Source organism: Microbacterium pasadenense (genome assembly GCF_047246565.1).
In the GTDB taxonomy this organism is placed as follows: domain Bacteria; phylum Actinomycetota; class Actinomycetes; order Actinomycetales; family Microbacteriaceae; genus Microbacterium.
Genome location: NZ_JBFOKN010000001.1, coordinates 808,597 through 825,858, shown reverse-complemented (window position 1 = coordinate 825,858; position 17,262 = coordinate 808,597). Strand labels below are relative to the sequence as shown.

General features: G+C 71.3%; 18 protein-coding genes and 1 tRNA gene. 7 read left to right on the top strand and 12 right to left on the bottom strand.

Annotated features, from left to right (window positions below; genetic code table 11):
• Nucleotides 1–10 precede the first annotated feature (10 nt).
• Nucleotides 11–442 carry a MarR family winged helix-turn-helix transcriptional regulator gene (locus AB3M83_RS03910; RefSeq protein WP_412945284.1) on the top strand — a complete coding sequence of 144 codons (432 nt, stop codon included), beginning with the start codon at nt 11–13 and terminating at the stop codon, nt 440–442.
• Between the two features lie 81 nt (nt 443–523).
• Here the strand turns inward: AB3M83_RS03910 and AB3M83_RS03905 are convergent, their stop codons facing one another.
• Entirely contained in the window at nt 524–976 is a 453-nt protein-coding gene (locus AB3M83_RS03905) for an Hsp20/alpha crystallin family protein (RefSeq protein ID WP_412945283.1), read from the bottom strand.
• Nucleotides 977–1,113: 137 nt separating this feature from the next.
• On the opposite strand from AB3M83_RS03905, the gene AB3M83_RS03900 reads away from it, so the two are divergent.
• Nucleotides 1,114–3,168 (top strand): prolyl oligopeptidase family serine peptidase, encoded by a 2,055-nt coding sequence (locus AB3M83_RS03900; protein WP_412945281.1) that lies wholly within the window; start codon nt 1,114–1,116, stop codon nt 3,166–3,168.
• A gap of 7 nt (nt 3,169–3,175) precedes the next feature.
• Here AB3M83_RS03900 and AB3M83_RS03895 read toward each other — a convergent pair whose 3' ends face one another.
• The gene (locus AB3M83_RS03895; RefSeq protein ID WP_412945279.1) at nt 3,176–3,541 is read right to left on the bottom strand and encodes a VOC family protein; all 366 of its coding nucleotides are present in this window, start codon (nt 3,539–3,541) and stop codon (nt 3,176–3,178) included.
• Between the two features lie 98 nt (nt 3,542–3,639).
• Between AB3M83_RS03895 and AB3M83_RS03890 the strand changes: the two genes are divergently transcribed.
• Nucleotides 3,640–5,082 (top strand): alpha-amylase family protein, encoded by a 1,443-nt coding sequence (locus AB3M83_RS03890; RefSeq protein ID WP_412945278.1) that lies wholly within the window; start codon nt 3,640–3,642, stop codon nt 5,080–5,082.
• Nucleotides 5,083–5,090: 8 nt separating this feature from the next.
• Here AB3M83_RS03890 and AB3M83_RS03885 read toward each other — a convergent pair whose 3' ends face one another.
• The 9 genes from AB3M83_RS03885 to AB3M83_RS03845 all read right to left on the bottom strand — a co-directional run bounded on the left by AB3M83_RS03885 (nt 5,091) and on the right by AB3M83_RS03845 (nt 13,068).
• The gene (locus AB3M83_RS03885) at nt 5,091–5,654 is read right to left on the bottom strand and encodes a pyridoxine/pyridoxamine 5'-phosphate oxidase (RefSeq protein ID WP_412945277.1); all 564 of its coding nucleotides are present in this window, start codon (nt 5,652–5,654) and stop codon (nt 5,091–5,093) included.
• Nucleotides 5,655–5,762: 108 nt separating this feature from the next.
• On the bottom strand, nt 5,763–6,290 hold the full coding sequence (locus AB3M83_RS03880) for a HEPN domain-containing protein (RefSeq protein ID WP_412945276.1): 528 nt from the start codon (nt 6,288–6,290) through the stop codon (nt 5,763–5,765).
• Nucleotides 6,291–7,457, bottom strand: a complete 1,167-nt coding sequence (locus AB3M83_RS03875) for a DUF262 domain-containing protein (RefSeq protein ID WP_412945275.1) — start codon at nt 7,455–7,457, stop codon at nt 6,291–6,293. It abuts the gene before it with no gap.
• 401 nt (nt 7,458–7,858) lie between these two features.
• A tRNA-Arg gene (locus tag AB3M83_RS03870) sits at nt 7,859–7,931 on the bottom strand.
• 64 nt (nt 7,932–7,995) lie between these two features.
• Nucleotides 7,996–8,640, bottom strand: coding sequence for an asparagine synthase (locus tag AB3M83_RS03865; RefSeq protein WP_412945274.1), 645 nt, complete (start codon nt 8,638–8,640; stop codon nt 7,996–7,998).
• Nucleotides 8,641–8,709: 69 nt separating this feature from the next.
• Nucleotides 8,710–10,185, bottom strand: coding sequence for a serine hydrolase domain-containing protein (locus tag AB3M83_RS03860; RefSeq protein ID WP_412945273.1), 1,476 nt, complete (start codon nt 10,183–10,185; stop codon nt 8,710–8,712).
• A 19-nt stretch (nt 10,186–10,204) separates the two neighbouring features.
• Nucleotides 10,205–11,167 (bottom strand): aldose 1-epimerase family protein, encoded by a 963-nt coding sequence (locus AB3M83_RS03855; protein WP_412945271.1) that lies wholly within the window; start codon nt 11,165–11,167, stop codon nt 10,205–10,207.
• Nucleotides 11,164–12,198, bottom strand: coding sequence for a zinc-binding dehydrogenase (locus AB3M83_RS03850; protein WP_412945270.1), 1,035 nt, complete (start codon nt 12,196–12,198; stop codon nt 11,164–11,166). The genes AB3M83_RS03855 and AB3M83_RS03850 overlap by 4 nt, the downstream gene beginning before the upstream one ends.
• Before the next feature lie 24 nt (nt 12,199–12,222).
• Entirely contained in the window at nt 12,223–13,068 is an 846-nt protein-coding gene (locus tag AB3M83_RS03845; protein WP_412945268.1) for a sulfurtransferase, read from the bottom strand.
• 135 nt (nt 13,069–13,203) lie between these two features.
• Here AB3M83_RS03845 and AB3M83_RS03840 point away from each other — a divergent pair, with 135 nt between their 5' ends.
• The 4 genes from AB3M83_RS03840 to AB3M83_RS03825 all read left to right on the top strand — a co-directional run bounded on the left by AB3M83_RS03840 (nt 13,204) and on the right by AB3M83_RS03825 (nt 16,521).
• A complete protein-coding gene (locus AB3M83_RS03840; protein WP_412945266.1) occupies nt 13,204–14,643 on the top strand; it encodes an NAD(P)/FAD-dependent oxidoreductase in 1,440 nt (479 codons plus the stop codon).
• Nucleotides 14,643–15,026 (top strand): cupin domain-containing protein, encoded by a 384-nt coding sequence (locus tag AB3M83_RS03835; RefSeq protein ID WP_412945976.1) that lies wholly within the window; start codon nt 14,643–14,645, stop codon nt 15,024–15,026. Before AB3M83_RS03840 ends, AB3M83_RS03835 begins: the two co-directional genes overlap by 1 nt.
• A 159-nt stretch (nt 15,027–15,185) precedes the next feature.
• Nucleotides 15,186–15,887, top strand: coding sequence for a WXG100-like domain-containing protein (locus tag AB3M83_RS03830; protein WP_412945265.1), 702 nt, complete (start codon nt 15,186–15,188; stop codon nt 15,885–15,887).
• A 1-nt stretch (nt 15,888) separates the two neighbouring features.
• Nucleotides 15,889–16,521 (top strand): hypothetical protein, encoded by a 633-nt coding sequence (locus AB3M83_RS03825; protein WP_412945264.1) that lies wholly within the window; start codon nt 15,889–15,891, stop codon nt 16,519–16,521.
• 90 nt (nt 16,522–16,611) lie between these two features.
• Here AB3M83_RS03825 and AB3M83_RS03820 read toward each other — a convergent pair whose 3' ends face one another.
• Nucleotides 16,612–17,235: a TetR/AcrR family transcriptional regulator gene (locus tag AB3M83_RS03820; protein WP_412945262.1), complete on the bottom strand. Its 624-nt coding sequence runs from the start codon at nt 17,233–17,235 to the stop codon at nt 16,612–16,614.
• Nucleotides 17,236–17,262 lie beyond the last annotated feature (27 nt).

Below are 17,262 nucleotides of genomic sequence, written 5' to 3'. Positions count from 1 at the left end.
AGTGGACGCCATGACAGACCGCCGCCTCGCCATCGCCGCGTGGGAGAGTCTGTTCCGCGCTCAGCACGAGCTCATGGAGGAATTGTCGGTCGACTTCTCGGCCGACGGCGACCTCACTCAGGCCGAGTACGACGTCCTGCTCACCGTCACCCGCGGCGAAGACCGCTCCGCACGCCTCCGCGACGTCACCGCGAACGCGCTCATCAGCCAGCCGAGCGTCTCGCGACTGGTCGACCGGATGGTCTCGCGGGGACTGCTGACCAAGTGCCCCGACCCCTCCGACGGCCGCGGCGCCATCGTCCGCGCGACCGATGAGGGGGCGGCCGCCTTCCGCCGCGTCGCCACGGTCCACGGCCGCACGATCTCGCAGCGCATGTCGGTCCTCTCCGACGCCGAGCTGGCAGAGCTCAAGGCCATCACGGCCAAGCTCCGCGGCGTCTGATCCCCCTGGCGCGCGGAACCGCCCCGCATCCGAGCGGACGCGGGGCGGTTCTCAGCGGTCAGCGCCGGCCGGCGGTGGCGATCACTGGTCGATCGGCTGCGGCTGGTCGCTCTCGGATGCGGTGATCGTCGACGGCGACCCGTCGGCGACGACCTCGATCTTCCGCGGCTTCGCCTTCTCGCTCACCGGGATCATGACGCTCAGCACTCCGTTGCTGTAGTTCGCGGTGATGCCGTCCGTCGCGATGCCCTGGCCCAGGTTGAGCTGGCGCAGGAAGCTCGCCGCTTCGCGTTCGCGGGTGATCCACTTCACGCCCTCGCCCGACGACAGCGTGCGCTCGGCACGGATCGTCAGCAGCTGGCCGTCCACGTCGATGTCGACGGAGCCCGGGTCGATGCCGGGAAGATCCGCGGTCAGGACGTAGTGGTCGCCATCGCGGTACAGGTCCATCGGCATCCGACGGGGTCCGCGGCGGGTGTCGAAGAGGGTCGACGCAAGGCGGTCGATCTCACGGAACGGGTCATACGTGGCCATGATTCTCTCCTTGGTGGATGGTGGTCTCAAACTTGAGCCGGTATGACTCAAGTACCTTCAGATTAGCACTCTGCCTATGCGAGTGCCAACGATTCTCCGTAGGCGAACACCGTCGGATCCCGGCCTAGGCTGGCGGGATGACGCCCCGCGAGATCGCCGTTGAACCCGCCGACCCGTTCCGCTGGCTCGAGGAGATCTCATCTCCGGAAGCGCTCGACTGGGCAGCCGTGCGGACGGCGGAGACCGAGGCGCGCTTCGCGGGCGGAGACCGCGACCGGCTCGAGGCCCGGCTCAAGGAGATCCTCGACGACCCCGATCGCCTCATCGTCCCGAGTCGCCACGGCGACCTCATGTACGACTTCCGGCGCGACGCGGAGAATCCGCGCGGGCTCTGGCGGCGCACCACCCGCGCCGCGTTCGCCGCCGGAGCGCCCGAGTGGGAGGTCCTCCTCGACGTCGACGCGCTCGGTCACGCGGAGGGGACGGCGTGGACGTTCGCCGGAGCCACGCACGGACCCGCCGGAAGCGGCCGCGCCCTGGTGCGCCTGAGCCCGGACGGCGGCGACGCCGCGGTCGTGCGCGAGTTCGATCTCGACGCGGTGCGCTTCGTCGACCACGACGCCTTCCGTCTGAACGCGCACAAGCACCGCCTCGCCTGGCTGGATGACGACACGCTCCTCGTCGCCACGGCACTCGAGGGCGGCGACGTCACCGACTCGGGCTATCCGCTCACCGCACGCGCCTGGCGCCGCGGAACGCCCCTCGCGGATGCCCCGCCGATCATCGAGGGCGTCGCATCCGACGTCGGCGTGTTCGTCGCCGTCGATCGCACCGAGGGGCGGGTCACGCCGATCGTCGTCGTCGCGCACGACTTCCACGCCTCCGAGCAGTACGTCTGGCGCGGTGGCGAACCCCAGCTGATCGCGGCACCGCAGGACGCGGTCGTGGACGTGCACGGCGACCTCGTCGCGGTTCGGACGACCACGCCGTGGCGCGTCGACGGCGTCACGCACCCCGCCGGCACACTGCTCGTCGGGCCGCTCGAGACGCTCACGACCGGCGACGGGACCGACCTGCGTGTCGCGTACGCGCCCACCGACGTCGCGGTGCTCGAGTCCTGGGCGTGGACGCGAACCCGGCTCGTCCTCACGGTCCTCGAGAGCGTGCAGAGCCGCATCCTGTCCGTCGACCTCGAGACCGGCAGCGCGGTGGAGCTCGACCTGGCGCTCAGCGCGGACGACCTCTTCACGGCGAGCGTGGCGACCCTCGACGCCGAGGAGGACGACGAGATCTGGATCGTGGCGCGGGGCTTCCTCACCCCGCCGACGCTCCTCGTGACGGATGCCGCCTCCCCCGCGGTCCGGCTGGTCGGCCACGGCCCGACCGCGTTCGACGCGACCGGCCTCGTCGCGTCGCAGCACTGGGCGACCTCGGCGGACGGCACCCGCGTGCCGTACTTCCAGATCGGTCCGCGTAGCCGCTCCGGCGCCTCGCCCGTGCTCATGAGCGGCTACGGCGGCTTCGAGCATGCACTCACGCCGGAGTACCCCGCGATCGTCGGACCCGCGTGGCTCGAGAAGGGCCGGATCCTCGTCGTCGCGAACATCCGCGGCGGCGGCGAGTTCGGCCCGGCCTGGCATCTCGCCGCCCTGCGCGAGAACCGGCACCGCGCCTACGAGGACTTCGCCGCCGTCGCCCGCGACCTCGTCGCGCGCGGGGTCTCGACGCCGGATCGCATCGCATGCCACGGGCGGAGCAACGGCGGTCTGCTGGTGGGCAACATGCTCACGCAGTACCCCGACGACTTCGGCGCGATCGTCTGCGGCGTCCCCCTGCTCGACATGCGCCGCTACACGCGCCTGTCGGCGGGGGCGAGCTGGATCGCCGAGTACGGCGACCCCGACGACCCGGCCGACTGGGAGTTCCTCCGGACGTTCTCCCCGTACCACCTGATCGAGCCGGGGCGCGCCTACCCGCCGTCACTGATCTACGCGGCCGCCAGCGACGACCGGGTCGGTCCCGTGCAGGCGCGGAAGATGGCGGCACGGCTGGCCGACGAGACGGATGCCGCAGTGCACTACCTGGAGCCCGTCGAAGGCGGCCACGCCGGCACGATCGACTCGGCCGCGACCGCCGCGCTGCACGCCACCATCCACGCTTTCCTCGACGCGACGGTGGCCCGGGGCGACTGAGCGCGGGTCAGGGCTTCTGGAACGCGATGAGGCCGATCGTGTTCCCTTCGCTGTCCCGGATGAACGACTGCCACTCCTCCCGCCCGGCCGGAACGAGCCGGTCGTCGGGGTGCGTGTAGGCGATGTGCGGCTCCGTGATGACCTCGGCGAGCCCGTCGAGTCGTTCCAGGCTCTCGTGGACGTTGTCGACCTTGAGGAAGATGAGCGACGAGGGCGCCCCGCGATCGAGCATCAGGCGGGCGCCGTCGAGGTCGAAGTACAGCAGCCCGGGCGGATCGATGCGGGCGAGCGGACCGCGCCCGAGCAGGACCGTGTAGAAGTCCTCCGCGCGGTCGAGGTCCTCGGCGTGCTGTGCGATCTGGAGGAGGTTCATGGCCGTTCTTCTTCCGTCGTCGGCGAAGGGGGGTGGTGGCCGCCCGGGATCCCGGCGCGAGCCTGCCTCTAGTCTGAGGTGCAGGGAGGGTGAACACCATGAGCAGCATCGGCACGGTCGAGGACGACCGCGGGGCCGTCCTCGACGCATTGGTCTCGGCCGCTCATCCCGACGACACCTTCCTCGCCCGGCTCGATGAGCACTTCCCCGATCTGCACGCCGCGGCAGCGGACGCGCACGTCGGGACCGAGCAGCTGCAGGCGATGGTCGTCGCGGCATCCGCGGCGTGGAGCTCGCGATCGCTCGACCTGAAGGTGCACGGGCAGCGCCGCGCTGCCGGCAACGTGCTCGCGTCCCCCGCGACACTGGGCGCCTCGTGCTTCGCGGACCGGTTCGCCGGCAACCTGGCGGGACTGCGCGACGAGATCCCCTACCTCCGCGAGCTCGGTGTCACCCTGCTGCACGTCCAGTCCCCGTTCGCGACCGCCGACGACGGGACACCCGACCTCCGCCGGATCGACCCGGGCCTCGGGCGCCTCGACCGGCTGAGCGACGTCGCCGCGGCGCTGCGCCTGGCCGGCATCGCCCTCGCGGTCGACGTCGACGTCGCAGGAAGCGGAGACCCGGTCGCGTTGGTGACGGATCTCTTCTTCCTCGCCAATCACGGGGTGGAGGCGTTCCTCGTCGCCGACCGCGCGGTGGCGGCCCTCCTCGATCCTCTCCTCGCGGTCGCGACGCCCGGCGTCGCGGTGCTCCCGGAGCCATCGGGGTCGACGGAGCTCTGGCGGTCCCTCGCCACGGCGGATGCCGGCCCGTTGCAGCGCGCGGTCGAGGCGCGCGACGGATCGCTCACGGTCACGGCCGTGCGGGATGCCGACGCGCTGCGCTGGGCGGACGAGGACGACGCCGATCGGCTCACCGCCTTCTACACCGACGGGTCGAGCTTCGGCCGCGGCGTCCCGGTCGCCGGCGGCGTCGCGGGCACCACCGCCTCGCTCGCCGGCATCGAGGCCGGTGACCCGCTCGGCGAGTCGCGCGTGGTGCTGGCGCACGCGCTCGCCTTGAGCCTCCCGGGCGTCCCGCTCCTCTGGCTCGGCGACGACGTCGCGCAGCTCAACGACCCCACCTCCTCCGACGACCCCGGCCGACGAGACGACCCGCGCTGGATCCACCGCGGCCAGAAGCCCCGCGACCGCTACGCGCAGCGGACGGATGCCGGGACGCCAGCCGGGCGGACGTTCGCCGCGCTCACGAAGCTGATCGCCGTGCGGCAGGCGACGCCGGAGTTCGGCGGCACGCGCGTGATCGGGTTCGACGTGCCGCAACCGTCGATCGTCGGCTACCAGCGACCGGGCGACGTCGCCCTGGTCCTCGTGCTCGGGAACGTCGCCACCACCCCGGCACCCGTCGATGCGGACACCTTGTCGGGATTCATGGCGATCGCGCACGACCTGGTCGACGACGTCGAGGTCGACCTGTCCGGCGGGCTCGTCCTGCCTCCGTGCGGGTTCCGCTGGGTGCGCGTCACGCCGCGGGCCTGAGCCGCGGTTCAGGCCGGGAGCACCGTCCGAGCCCACCCGTCGCCGGCTCGTTCGTACACGACCCGGGTGTGACGCCGGTCGGGCGCGCCCTGCCAGAACTCGACGCGGTCCGCGGCGATCCACCACCGCACCCACTCGCCCGGCGCGATGCCGTGCCGGGCAGCCGCGGAGCGCTGGGCGAGATCGGCGGCGCTCTCCGCAGCCGGGGCTTCGACGACCGGGCCGCGCACGCGGACGCCGCGGACCACCGGCTGCCACCAGAAGGTGAGCGCCGCGGCCGGGTTCGTCGCGAGCTGCGCGGCCTTGGCCGAGGACCGCGGGCCCGCCACCGCCCACCCGCGCCTCCCCACGTCCTTCAGGATGAGGGTGCGAGCATCCGGAAGCCCGTGGGCGTCGACGGTCGACAGCGTCGCGGTGTGGGGCTCCGGAACCCCCGCGTCAGCCGCCTCGCGCATCCACGCGACGAAGAGCTCGGCCGGGTCCGCCGGGAGCGCCTCGAGGTCGAGCGGGGGTGCGGATCCCGACAGCGACGGCTGCTCGCGCAGCCAGGGGGCGAAGCCGTCCGCGGTCATGCGGCCATCATGTCAGAGACGCTCCTGGCCGTTGCCGCCGCCGGCGGGCGGCCTATCACCTTCTGAGTCACTTCGAGCTGTTCCGTGAACACCGTCGACGGGGATTGGTCACCTTGCGAAAGTGCTAGCGCGAGCGGGGTCAGGACAGAAGCGAAGAATCAGCCAGTCAGCGACGTCCTTCGCGACCTGATAAAGCGCCAGGGTCCGCTGAGTGCCAAGGCCCTCGTTCGTCCCATGGGCGATCGCGTGGCGCTTTGTGACAAGTGCGCCTAGGTCGCGGGCGAGCTGATTGTCATTGGCCGAGAGCATCGCTTCGAACTCGTCCGCGAAGCCTTGGTCGAACCGTCCGAGCGTATCGCCGATGTTCTTGACCGACGGGTTGATGCTTCGACCGAGCCACGAGAGCGAGTACGAACGAGCGGTCCCGCCAGACTTCTGCTCCAGGTGATCAATTGAGCATCGGTACATGACCTGCTCGACGTAGCCACATGCCCTTACGACGAGGAAGTGGGTTAGCCAAACCTGCTCGTCGTCCGATCGCTCCTGTGGGCGGTCCCGAACTGCGACGGCAAGTTCGTCGAGTGCGCTTTCAAGCCTCCGAAGCTCTGCTGGGGGCCACCTCATGTTCCCCGTCATCTACTGAGTGAACACCGCCGTCGCGATGCGTAGGCGGGTACGCACATTCTCTTCCGTGTCTGCCTGGGTGGATGTAGCCCGGTCGAATTCCGGATCCGCCTTCAGGACATCGAGTGCATGCCTGACCACCTCCTCGTCAATTGGCTTCCCAGTTGCGACACGACGCATGGCGCCAACTACCACTGCGTCAAACGTCGCTACGTTCAGGCGCTGCCTTGGGGGTCTCAGGTACTCGCGGCCGTCAGCGGCGTCGAGCGCGGTGATTGCCGCCGCGAAGTACCCGCGGAGGTCATCAGCGGGAAGCTTGTCCATCCGTCGATGCCGCCCCAGGAAGGTGTTCAGGAACCGCTTCAACGGACGGAAGTACTCGGCAGAACTCACATACAGCGCGATCACGCGGAGCAAGAGCTCGTGATCGCGTACGCGAGGTGAAACCGCGCCGTAGATGTTCCGCCAGGCCGGGATCTCGTTCAGCTCGCCCAAGAAGTCGACGAACGGGCCGGGGTACAGCGCAATTCGGATCTCGTGGGGTGTGAGTTGCGTCCCTCCCGAGTTGAGTCGCTCGAAGATCTGATAGACCGAGTCCTGGGAGCCCTCGCTCCCGTCCGTCTTCACGATCGTGGCCTGAATGAAGGTGTTGTCCAGCGTTCGGCGCCGTTCGGGCGTCAACGTCTTGTACGTCAGGCCACGAAACTCTTCGGCGACATTGTCCAGCGCGAAAACCCGGTCGCGATGCACTCCCTCGTAGAACGCCTGAAGCGTGCGCAGGCGCTGCTGGCCATCCAACACGAGGTACCGCTTGTCAGCTTGCTGAACGAGCATGATGCCTGGGATGGGGAAGCCGAGCAGCAACGACTCGATAAAGCGATCCATCTGCGGCTTTGTCCAGACGAAGCTGCGCTGGAACGACGCGAGCTCAACGTCCCGGTTTCCATGCCCGAAACTCGGGATAAGGATGTCCCCGCGATCCAGCCGCCGCACTAAACCTTCCGCGTCAAAGTCGGTTCCCTGGTAGCCGACGGGTTCCGCGTCACCCTCGGCTTCTAGCGCCGCCTCTTCCTCTTCCGGAGTCAGAAGTCCCGGCTCGTCGATGTCGATCTGGTCAACAGGCGAGCCCAGATTGGCTGTCGGCGAACTGTTGGTCGATGTTGAGGGCGTGTCGGTCACGAAGTCAAGCTACAGCCTCGGGGGTGCAACCCCATACGGACACGACGGCACCATCAGGCCGCAGCTGCGCGTTGGCCGGTCGAGCATCGTTCGCTCAATCCGCTGCGCTGCATGGTCCGGCTTGCCGGCGATTCCGTGCCCGTAGAGCCCGTCCGATCTTGCGCCCGATGAGGGCGCGACGATCGAGCACCTTCGTGGCCATCGACTCCACGCCGATTAGTGCACACCTGCGCTCTGATCGGGCTTGAGTAGGGGGGCCCTTGAGCTCGCGGGCCGCGAAATCACACACACATGGAGCATTCGGGCGTCGATACCGGAATCAGACGACGCCACTTCCCCAGAAACCACGAAAACCCGCGGAGATCCGCGGGTTTTCGATCGGTTACTGTCTCAACACAGTGTGCGCCCGAAGGGACTCGAACCCCTAACCTTCTGATCCGTAGTCAGATGCTCTATCCATTGAGCTACGGGCGCCCGGCCCGTCTTCCGGGCCAAGGACCAGAATACAGCACGTCGGGCCGGACCAGAAATCGAGGTGTCACTCCAGTTCGTCGAGCTGGACGGCGACGGGATCGGCGTTCTCGACCGGGGGAGCTTCCGTCCCGTCGGCGCGCAGCGCCTGCTGCTTCGCGACGCTGCGTCGGTGCGCCCGCAGCTTCGGCAGGTCGACAAGACGCAGCGCCTGCATCCTCGCACCCCGCATCCGCTCGTAGTCGGCGTCAAGGTCGGGACGGGCGGCGGCGATCCGCAGCGATCGGTCGATGTTCTTCGAGACCTCCGCCCATGCGGCATCCCGTGCATCCGCGATGAGCTTGCGCAGCTCCTCGGTGTCCTCGGCGCGCTCCCGCAGCTCCCGGGCGACGTGCAGCGACTGCTTCTGGCGCTGCTTGAGGTTGCGCACGTCGCGACGCCGGTAGTCGTGGGTGCCGCTGGAATCCGAGTAGCGGTTCCGCGCCGCCTTGCGCTCGCGCTCGGTGCGCTCCGCGTCGGCCTCGGCCTCCGCCGCGAGCGTCAGCAGCGTCTCGCGGGCATCGCCGACGAAGTGATCGGGATCGAAGTCGTCGCCCTCGGCCAGGATGTGGATGAGGATGCGGTTCTTCAACGCCAAACGCGTCGCCGCCGACGCGATGTAGAGCCCCTCGGCGACGACGTCCCGGGTTCGTACCCGCTTATTCTCCGTCACTCTGACACCTCGCCCCGAGTCTAGCCGGGGCCCGCCGACGGAGCCCAGGGGCTTTTCGGCATCGACCGGTCAGGGACGTGACGGCAGGGCGTGCCCGGCGGGACCGTCGCCACGGAGCGGCGGGAACCGCCAGTGGAGCCGCGCCGGCCCGCGAGGTCCGACCTCGACCTCCAGTGTGTGCGGGGTCTGGATCATCCGCAGCTGCGCACGCCAGGTGCCGTCCGCGCCCACCCCTCCGGCGCAGCGGAAGGGCACCGGGTCGAGACCGGCCGCCGGGGCGGGCCACTCCCCCGCCGCCCAGGCGCCGCGCCCGACGGGGAGGGTGACGTCGAGGTCGGCGCCGGTCAGGCGGAGTGACCAGCCGGTGGCCGTCTCCGCCACCTCGAGGCGGTCGGCGCCCGGGACCGGGCCGCCGCTCGTGAACGGTCCGGGCGGCAGCGCCGGGGCGAGGATGTCGGCGTCCCGGGCGAAGGGGGCGGTGGTGTCGCCGGGCAGCGGCAGGGCGAGCCGCGCGAGCCGGTCGGCGAGCACCTCGTCGGCCTGGGGGGAACCGCCGCCCGCCATCGCCGGGACGAGGTGCCCGGTCAGCAGGTCGAGCAGGCCCGCCATGTCGACCGTCTCGGCGGTCGTCACGACGACGACGTCCTCCTCGGGCCACACGAGGACGAACTGGCCGTACGCGCCGTCGCCGCGGTAGCCGTGCCGGCTGTTCCAGTACTGGAACCCGTACCCCTGCCGCCAGTCGATCGGCTCGGCGCCGCCCGCCGCCCGGTCGCCGGTGTCGTTCGGGGTCTGGACCGAGGTCGCTACGTCCACCCAGTCCGGGTCGAGCAGCTGCTCGCCGCCCCACTGGCCGCGGTCGAGCATGAGCTGACCGGTCTTCGCGAGCGACTCCGTACGCACGTGGAGACCCGAGAAGCCCATCTCGACGTCGTCGATCATCATCCACTGCGCCTCGTCGATCCCGAGCGGGCCGAGCAGTCGCGGCCCCAGGTAGTCGAGCAGGCCTTCGCCGCTCGTGCGGGCGACGAGCCGCGCCACGCCGAAGATCGTCGGCTGGTTGTAGCAGAAGACGGTTCCCGGTTCGCGGTCCGGCGGGATCGCGAAGAAACCCGCGAGGAGGTCACCGCCGTGCGCGGGCGCCGCGGCGGCCGCGCGGTCGAGCGTCTCCTGCTCGTGCCCGCTCGCCATCGAGAGGGCATGGCGGACGAGATACCGGGAGTACTTCTCGTCGGTGGCATCCGTCACCAGGTCCGGGAAGTGGTCGACCATCCGGTCGTCGAGCGCGAAGCGCCCCTCGCCGATCGCGAGGCCCGCCGCGGCCGAGGTGAACGTCTTCGAGAGCGAGTACACGAGATGCGGCAGGTCGGGCGCGTACGGCGCCCACCATCCCTCCGCGACCACATGCCCGTGGCGGAGCACCATGAGACTGTGGAGCTCGATGCCCGCCGCGGCGACCGCGTCGAGCAGCCGGCTGACGCCCCCGGCATCAACCCCCTGCGCGGACGGAGCGGACCGGGGCAGGGCGGAGGACGACGGCGTCATCGTCCCATCGTACGAACCGTCAGGCGAGGATCGCCCCGATGCGCCAGGACGCCGCGACCTCGCCGCCCGGCTCGATCGTGAGAAGGCCGGTGTCGAAGTCGTACTCCGCCGTGTTGAACGCGTCCGGAGCGCACGTCATCGGCTCGACGGCCATGCCTCGGCGATGCGCGGGGTTCGCGGCCCCGTCGGGCTTGTCGCCCGTGTACACCTGCACCCAGGTGCACTCCGCACCCCAGCTCACCTCGACGCCCACGCCCGAGGGGTCGGTCACGCGCAGCACGGCGGTGCCGGTGGCATCGCGCTCGATCCCGCTGAACGCGTGGTCGAGCTGGACGTCGCCGATCGGCCGCGGGCTGCGGCGGTCGAAGCGGTCGGGATCGTGATCGGTCACCCGGTGGAGGGCGACCGGGCTGAGGCGGTCGGCCGTGACTTCGAGGACGGATGCCGCGGGCAGCGTCAGCGTCCACTCGTCCAGCGGGGCGGGGCCGGCCACGAGGTACGGATGCGGACCGGTGCCGTACGGCGCGGCGCTCGCGCTCTCATTGCGGGCCCGGACCGTCTGCGTCAGCCCGTCGGCGGACAGGGCGAAGGTCGTCTCGACGCGGACCCGCCACGGGTACCCGGTCTGCGGCTCGATCGTGGCGGCGAGGGTCACGGCGCTCTCGGACCGCTCGACCAGCGCGAAGTCGAGCCAGGCCGCGAGGCCGTGCAGGGCCTGCGAGCGCTCGGGCTCGGTCAGCGCGGTCGCGTACTCGGCGCCGGCGAAGGTGTAGGTCCCGTCCACGATGCGGTTGGGCCACGGCGCGAGGGTCGAGCCGCGGTAGTCCGGGCGCACCTCGTCCGCGTCGAAGGAGAGGATCAGGTCGCGGCCGTCGTGCCGCAGCGCGCGGAGGGTCGCCCCGACGGAGGCGATCTCGGCCTCGTAGGCGCCGGAGCGGATCGGATACGGGGTGCCCGAGGCGGGCCGAGGGGAAGAGGTCACGGGCGGAGCATCACTTTCAGGGCAGCGCGGTCGTCCATCAGGCGGTACCCGGTGGCGGCGTCATCGAGGGGCAGCTCACGGTCGAAGACGGCCCCGGGATCGACCGTACCGTCCAGAACGCCCGGGAGCAGATCGTCGATGTACGCGCGGACGGGCGCGACGCCGCCGGTGATCGTGACGTTGCGGCCGAACTGCTCGCGCCCGATCGGTCCGTCGGAGTACTGCGGCACGCCGACCCGGGCGACCGTGCCGCCCGCGCGCACAACGCCGAGCGCCTGCTCGAACGCCGGCAGGTGGCCGACCGCGTCGATGACCACGTGGGCGCCGTCGCCCCCGGTGAGATCGCGGACGGCCTCGACGCCGGCGTCGCCCCGCGCGGCGACCACGTCGGTCGCGCCGTACCGGCGGCCGAGGTCGGTCCGAGCCTCGTGCCGACCCATGAGGATGATCCGCTCGGCGCCGAGCCGACGTGCCGACAGCACGGCGAGCAGCCCGACCGCGCCGTCGCCGACGACGACGACGTCCTTCCCCGGTGCCGCACCGCCGGTCACGGCGGCATGATGGCCGGTCCCGTACACGTCGCTGAGCGTCAGCAGGCCCGGCATCCGCTCGTCGTCGACCGCGACGTCGACCCGATAGAGGGTGCCATCGGCGAACGGGATGCGGCGGTACTGCGCCTGCGCGCCGCCGGCACCGGTCGGGACCGTCAGGCCGGCGACCCGGCAGGAGGTCTGCAGGCCCTCGCGGCAGAAGTCGCAGACGCCGCAGGAGAACACGAACGGCACGATCACGACGTCCCCCGGTGCCACGGTGGTCACCTCGGCGCCGATCTCCTCGACGACGCCGACCATCTCGTGGCCCATCGCCCGGCCGTGCTCACTCGGCTGCGCGGAGTGGTACGGGTGCAGGTCGCTCCCGCAGACGCACGCGACGAGCGTGCGGAGGACGGCGTCGGTCGGCTGCTCGATCCGGGGTTCGGGAGCATCGATCACGCGGACGTCGCCGGGTCCGAACAGGTAGGTGGCTCGCATCCTCCGATTCAACTACGGATGCGGTCAGGGGGCATCGCCGGTCGCGACCGGACGGTCCGGGTGATTCGCCCACTGGCTCCACGAGCCCGGGTACAGCGCCGCCTCGACCCCCGCGATCCGGAGGGCGACCACGGTCTGCGCGGCGGACACGCCGGAGCCGCACGAGACCCCGACGGCGGCGCCCGGCGAGATCCCGAGCTCCGTGTACCGGGCGCGGAGCTCGTCGGCCGGGCGGAACCGGCCGGCCTCCGTCACGTTGCCGTCCGTCGGCGCGTTCACGGCGCCGGGGATGTGACCGGCGCGGGGATCGAGCGGCTCGACCTCGCCGCGGTAGCGCTCGGGGGCACGGACGTCGAGCAGCGTCCCCGTCTCGGGCAGCGACGCGGCCTCGTCCATGTCGATGCGCGTCAGGTGACCGGGGGTGAGGGCGACGTCTCCCCGCGCGGGGACGGTGGCGCCGGTCTCGAGCGGCAGGCCGGCCTCTCGCCAGGCGGCGAGGCCGCCGTCCAGGATGCGGACGTCGGCGATGCCGGCATCCGTCAGCACCCACCACGCGCGCGCCGCGCCGAACGTGCGCCAGTCGTCGTAGACCACGACCGTCTGACCCCGATCGATCCCCCAGCGCCGCGCCGCGGTCTGCAGGTCGGCGAGCGCGGGAAGCGGATGCCGCCCGTCCGCGGGCTCGCCGTGCGCGGCGAGCTCGTCGTCGAGGCTCACGTACACGGCGGTGGGGACGTGCCCGGCCTCGTAGTCCGACCTCCCGTCGGGCTGATCCAGCCGCCAGCGCACATCGAGCACGGCGACACCGCCGCTCCGGAGCAGGGCCGCCAGGTCGACGGGCGAGACGAGGGGCGAGGATCCGTCGGTCATCCTCCGAGCCTACGGTTTCACTCCCGGCCATTGCGGGCGGCGAAACCGGCGGTATTGAATGGCGAGCATGCCCCGACCTGTGACGACCGCACCCGACGCACCGATCGACGGGCGCGTCTGCCCGGCGAGCGACGCATGAGCGGCCATTCGACGGTCTTCGAGCGGCACGCACCCGCTGCGGCCGTCGTCGATCAGAGCCTCGACGGCAGCCGGCACGCGGTGTTCTGGACGGAGGACCTTCCGGCGGAGCTCCGGCCGGACCGGCCGCCGCTGCGCAGGACGGTCACGACCGACCTCGTCATCGTCGGCGCCGGTTACACGGGCCTGTGGACCGCCCTGCTGGCGGTCACCCGCGATCCGGGGCGCCGCGTCGTGGTGGTCGAGGCGAACCGCGTCGGCTGGGCGGCGTCAGGCCGCAACGGCGGGTTCTGCGAGGCGAGCCTGACCCACGGCGCCGAGAACGGCACCGCCCGGTGGCCCGACGAGATGCCGACCCTCGAGCGCCTCGGTCGCGCCAACCTCGACGCCATCGGCGCCGCCGAGGCCGAGTACGGCATCGACGTGCAGTTCGAGCGCACGGGTCAGCTCGCGCCGGCCGTCGAACCGCATCAGCTCGCCTGGCTGGCGGAGTGGGCGGCGGAGGGCGACCGGGGGATCGTGCTTCTGGACGAAGCCGCCGTGCGGCGGGAGGTCGACTCCCCCACCTACCTCGGCGGGGTGTGGGAGAAGGACTCGTCGGCGCTCGTGCACCCGGCACGGCTCGCGGCGGAACTGGCCCGGGCGTGCGAGGAGCGCGGCGTCGAGATCGTCGAGCGCTCGCGTGCGACCGGGATCGAGACACCGGCCTCGGGCGGGGTCACGGTCGTCACCGAGCACGGCCGCGTCGAGGCCGACCATGCCGTCCTCGCGACCAACGTCTTCCCGTCGCTGCTCGGGCGGAATCGGCTCATGACGGTGCCGGTGTACGACTACGTCCTCATGACCGAGCCCCTCACGGCGGAGCAGTGGGCCGCGATCGGCTGGGAGAACCGGCAGGGCATCGGCGACCTGGCGAACCAGTTCCACTACTACCGGCCGACCCGGGACGGACGCATCCTGTTCGGCGGCTATGACGCGGTCTACCACTACGGTCGTCGCGTCGACCCCGCCTACGAGGACCGCCCCGCCTCGTGGCGGCGACTGGCGTCGCACTTCTTCACGACGTTCCCGCAGCTGGAGGGGCTCCGCTTCACGCACCGCTGGGCCGGCGCCATCGACACCTCGACGCAGTTCACCGCCTTCTTCGGCACCGCCCGGCGCGGGCGGGTGGCGTATGCGGCCGGCTTCACCGGGCTCGGCGTGGGCTCCACCCGGTTCGCGGCCGACGTCATGCTCGACCTGCTGACCGGCGAGCAGACCGAACGCACCGAGCTCGAGATGGTGCGGCGGCGGCCGCTGCCCTTCCCGCCCGAGCCGCTGGCGGCGGTCGGCATCCAGGCGACGCGCTGGTCCCTGGACCGGGCCGACCACCGGGGCGGACGCCGCAACGCGCTGCTCAAGACGCTCGACGCGCTCGGGCTCGGGTTCGACTCGTGATGCTGCATCCGGGCACCACGGTGGATGCCGCGCAGCTCGAGATCCCGCTCGCCCCGGTTCCCGCCGAGCAGGTGGTCGACGGGGCGCCCGAGGCCGGCTGGGTCGACCTGGTCGACGGCATCGGCGTCTGGGAGCACACGGCCGGCGTCTCGACGGACATCGAGGCGGACGAGGTCTTCGTCGTCCTCTCCGGCAGCGCGACGGTGACCTTCCCGGATGGATCGCAGCCGCCCCTCGTCCTGCGGCCGGGCACGATCGGCCGGCTGGCGGCGGGGACCGCCACGGTGTGGGCGGTGCACGAGACCCTGCGCAAGGTTTACGTGAGCGGGAGCGAGTGCACCTCGCCTGTCGCCCGCATCGCCGACCTCATCGCCGGCCGCTGACCCCGCCGACGCGACACAAACGGCATCCATTCCATCGGGATGACCGCCGTTCCCGTCGGGTCGAGACGTCGCAGCGGGTCGCGCGCGATGGGGCGTTCTCCCCATGGTGGTCGGGGGTGTGCCTCACTACTGTCGACGGCGGAGGTGGTACCCGTGGGGATGATGTTGCCCAATGAGCTGATCTGGATCATGGACAAGATGGGGCTGGAATGGCCCGACATCGACGAAGACGAGGTCCACAAGGCGGCCGACCTCGTGCGCGGCTACCGCGACGACATGGAGTCGATCATCCAGACCGTCGACAGCCGTGTGAACGGCGACCTCGCCACCGCACTGCAGGGCAACGCCGGCACGGCGCAGGTCGAGGGGTGGAACCGCAACCGCTCCGACAACATGCAGAAGCTCCTCGATGTGCTCGGCCCCGCAGCGACAGGGATCGACATCGCCGGTGGCATCGTCCTCGCGATGAAGATCAAGGTCATCGCCGAGGTCACCCTGACCCTCATGCAGCTCGTCCCCCTGCTCGCCGCGGGGCCCTTCGGCGCGGGCGGCGCGGCGGTGCTGCTGCTCGCACGGAAGAAGCTCCTCTCCATGGCCATGGAGGCGACGATCGAGCAGGTGATCAACGAGGTGCTGCCTCTCGCTGTCGAGCCGCTCGCCGAGCAGGTCCCGGTGATCGTCATGGCCCTCCTGGACGCTCCCGTCGTGGAGGGCGCCATCGGCGACGTGGATGAGTTCGAGGCCGACCTCGACGCGCTGGAGGCCGCGGCCGACGAGATGGACGCGCAAGCCGCAGGCATCGAGGACCGCACCGACCGCCTCCTCGCCGATCTCGCCAACCTGCAGATCTCGGGGGACTGACATGACCATGAAGAAGCTCATGCGCGACATCGTCGATGCCGTCGACGGCGCGGGCCGCGAGTTCAAGAAGGGGTTCGGAGGCGCGTTCCGCAAGCGCGGCGGCAAGCACCGCGCCGACGCCGAGCGGATCCGGGGCACGGACCGACGCAACACCGCCGACGCCGGGCGGCACCGGCGCGACGCACCGGTCACCAGCCACGCGAAGAAGTACGACATGCTGACGGACGTCACGCGCGGACTCGAGCAGCTCGGCCGCACCGGCCGCCACGCCGCGCCGGACTACAACGTCGCACAGGACCTCGGGGCCTCGGTCGGACAAGCGGTGCGGGAGACCCCGCGGGAGATCCTGGATGACGTGCTCGGCACCCCGAAGAAGATCCCCGGGCAGATCGTCGAGGAGCTCTACGAGGACGCCATCGGCCAGGACGACCCGGACGCGTACGGGCAGACGAGCAGCGGCGACATGGAGTTCCTCGCGCCCGCCGGCGAGGCGGCGGAGCTGCGCCGACTGAGCCGGGGCGCCCTCGAGGAGCGCTTCGACCTCCCGCCCGGCACGCTGGACGGGGCGACGTTCGAGGTCCGCCCCGTTCCCGGCACCAACTTCGTCACCCTCGACATCTCGCGCCCCGACTGACCGCCGATGAGCCGGCGACCCGACGCAGGCGGCATCCATCCCGCTCGGATACCAGCGGTTCGGGTCGAGGCGACGGCGACGGCGCGGGGGTCAGGTGCGCAGCGCGTGGGCGGGGACGTTGAGCAGCGCGGCGATCGCGCGGCGGGTGAGGTCTGTCCGGGACGGGTCGGCGCGCCACCGGACGAGTCCCTGGGCGCCGAGGCCGTCGATGATCGCGAGCAGGTGCCAGGCGATCGCGTCGGCGTCGACGGCGCCGAACTCGCCGCGCTCGCGCCCGCGGTCGATCTCCGCGGCGAGCGCGCGCTGCCACGCGTCCATCTCGGCACGCACGCGCACGGCGAGCTCCTCGTTGCGGGTGCCGAGCGCCCAGCCCTGCACCCAGACGAGGGTGACGGCGCTCGGCTCCTCGCCGAAGACGGTGTCGAGCAGGATGCCGAGACGTGTCGCCGCGGCATCCGCCACCCGCATCGCGGCCAGCACGGCGCGGAGCTCCTCGGCGACGACATCGCCGAAGGCCTCGGCCACGAGCGCGTCCATGCCGTCCGCGTGGTGGGCGACGAGGCCGGGCGCGACGCCGACGCGCGCCGCGACGGCCCGCAGGGTCACCGCGTCGAGGCCGTCCTCGAGCGCGATCTCCCGCGCCGCGGCCGCGATCTCGTCGCGGCGTTCGGCCGGCGTCTTGCGGGTCCGGCGGACGGTTGACGTCTGTGTCATCGCGTCGATAGCCTTCCGTTGTTGATC